1 protein-coding gene and 1 pseudogene are annotated in these 2,746 nt (G+C 53.4%); one reads left to right on the forward strand and one right to left on the reverse strand.

The annotated features are described in order from the left end of the window. The coding region (locus CINSTRO3249_RS14780; protein ID WP_254304262.1) for a flagellar biosynthesis protein FlhF at positions 1–1,360 on the forward strand (1,360 nt) is incomplete at its 5' end. Positions 1,361–1,366: 6 nt separating this feature from the next. Here the strand turns inward: CINSTRO3249_RS14780 and CINSTRO3249_RS14785 are convergent. Continuing rightward, positions 1,367–2,149 (reverse strand): annotated as a pseudogene (locus CINSTRO3249_RS14785) (MFS transporter); the annotation flags it as partial. Between the last annotated feature and the right edge of the window lie 597 nt (positions 2,150–2,746).

Genomic DNA, 2,746 nt, shown 5'->3' on the forward strand with positions numbered 1-2,746 from the left:
CATAGGTATCTACACATTTATCGTGATACCTGTTATTACTTTGCAGAATGATTTCAACCTATCTGTTGGCGGGATTGACTCTCGCCTTACCCGCCGATATCAGACGCTGGTTAAACAGCATATGACGCCCGCGGCTCTTCTTGCTTCTGCGGTTAAAGACCTCGCAAGTGCTCAAAAATCAACTTTCGCAACTACCCAAGCTGTCTGGCGTTTTCTGAATAATAAGCGAATTAGCTTCAGTCAACTCAATGAGCCAATTATTTCGCTAGCACTTGAGCAAATTTCGCTTAGCCCGCATCCATACGCTCTCGTTGTTCATGATTGGTCACGTTTACAATTTCTTTACCATCATGCCAAATACGGACGCTTAAAAATGACGCACGGTGGCGATGTTGGATATGAACTTCAAAGCAGCTTGCTGGTTGATGCTGGCACGGGTTTGCCAATAGCGCCTCTATCTCAGACACTTACCGATGCAACCGGTTGTCATTCAACGTTGGCGGAAGGACTGTCCGAACGGCAGACACATATGGACGCCTTGACGACCGATATTGCCCGTGTGGAATCGCTTAATATAGGTAAAAAGCTGATTCATATAATTGATAGAGAGGGTGACTCTATTGGACATATGCGGACGTTGAGTACTCAAGGAATATGCTGGCTTATCCGAGGAAAAGAAGGACATGGTGCAGAGTGGCAAGGTAATTCATTGAAAATTGGTGAGATTGCTGCTCTTCTGCCATACAACGGATGCGGACAGGTAGACTGGAAAGGGAAAAAAGCTGATATGGAAATCAGTGAAACCTCGATAGTCATAACCCGAGCTGCGCAGCAGAAGCGTAAAGATAAAGAAACCGGCCGCCGCATAAAAATCCAACCTGGAGAGCCTCTGACGGTCAGATTGGTTGTTGTTCGGCTTACGGATGATCTCGGTAATGTGGTGGGACGCTGGACGCTGCTTACAAACGTTTGCAGCGAGATCACCTGCGAGGAAGTAGCTCGTTGGTATTACTGGCGCTGGAATATTGAATCATTTTTTAAGTTGCTGAAAGGTGCCGGACATGACGTAGAAACATGGCTTCAGCGCAGCGCGCCAGCCGTACTACGCAGGTTGTTAATAGCCAGTATGGCTGCTGTTCTGGTATGGCGGCTGCAACGCGCTGAAGGAGAAGAAAATGCGGCAGCCCGCCAGCTGATATGTCGCTTGTCAGGACGACAGCAAAAGCGAGGCCGCAGAGAGAGCGCTCCTGCTCTGCTCGCTGGCCTATCCATCTTGTTGAATACACTAAAATTATTATCGGAATATAGTCTGGAAGAACTTACTCATTTAGCGAGAGTTGCTCTTAAGCCTCCTCCCTGATGTGTAGATACCTATGCCCCAAGGGCCGGTATGTAAAATATCTTTGGCAAAGATCGGCAGCAGTGCGGTTGCGCCCCCCAACAGCACGGCGAACAAATCCAGCGAGATAACCCCCAGCACATCGGGTCGTGCGCGGATGAATTTAATGCCGGCAAAAAGCGTGGCGAAGCTGGCCGGTACCCGGCGCGGCGGCGCCTGCTCATAGCGCAATTGCGCCACCATAATGATCGCCAGCAGATAAAGCCCCCCGGCTGCGGCATAGACCGTAGCGGGCCCGGCCACATACAAAAACCCGCCCAACGCCGGCCCCACCATCATGGCGGCTTCGCCGGCGGCGGCGTTGGCCGCCATGGCGCGGGTTAATATCGGCGGCGGCACCAGCGCCGGCAGCATGGATTGCAGCGCCGGCGTTTCCATAGCTCTGGCGATGGAGATGACAAACACCAATCCCAAAATCACCCACTCATCGGCGCGCGCCGTGTAAGCCAGTACCGCCAGTAGAATGATGGCGATCCACTCGGCCAATTGGCCGAACAGCACAATACGCCGGCGATCGTACTGGTCTGCGGCATGTCCGGCATAAAGCGCCAGTGCTACCGACGGCAGAAATTGCGCCAGGCCGATCAGGCCGAGATCCAGCGCCCGGCCGGTCAGGGAGTAGATCTGCCAGCCCACCACGATGGAAAGCATCTGAAACCCGAAGCTGGAACAGGTGCGCGCCAGCCAGAAGGCGACAAAAGAACGGTGATGTAATAACGAACTCGAACGATCGGAAGCGGTGGAAGACATGACGAGTCCTGATGAAAGAAGGCCATACTGCGGCCGGCGGACAGCCCCGCTTCTTGCCGCGAAATGCGGTAAATCTTAACGTAATTCGCCGGCAAATGTTACCGTTATGTTAACCTTTGATGCCCTTCACCGAAAGACAATGCTTTCAAGTTGTTTCAGCGGCACCCTGGTCCCGGCGCGGTCAGTCGTGGCGATCGTAGCGCCGACGCCGGGACACAACATAGTGCCGGATGATCACTCGCCATTGGCGACAAAAAAACGGATCAATAAGCAGCTTAACGACCTAGGCATAAGCGGCAATCGGACCCCGTTTGGCGGGTCCTCAGCCGGTCTTCCCGTCCATATTGAACCGCACACGGCAGCGCGGTTTGGCGTGTCCAGGGCGAGGCGTGACTCAGCCCCACAGGGTAACGCCTGGCTGGCGCCTACGCTTGGGGTCTGACTTAGTGCCGGGCCTTTTCGCGCGGTCCGTAAGCGCCCCATATAGGACGTCTTTCGATTTCGACAGGGATGATTAAGGATGGTGTCCACCTATTTTAAGTGGACACTATCTATGACAGAGCCCAAAAAACCGCGAGCCAACTACTCCATGGAGTT

Origin of the sequence: Candidatus Sodalis sp. SoCistrobi, assembly GCF_900143145.1 — a bacterium.
Classification (GTDB): Bacteria; Pseudomonadota; Gammaproteobacteria; order Enterobacterales; family Enterobacteriaceae; genus SoCistrobi.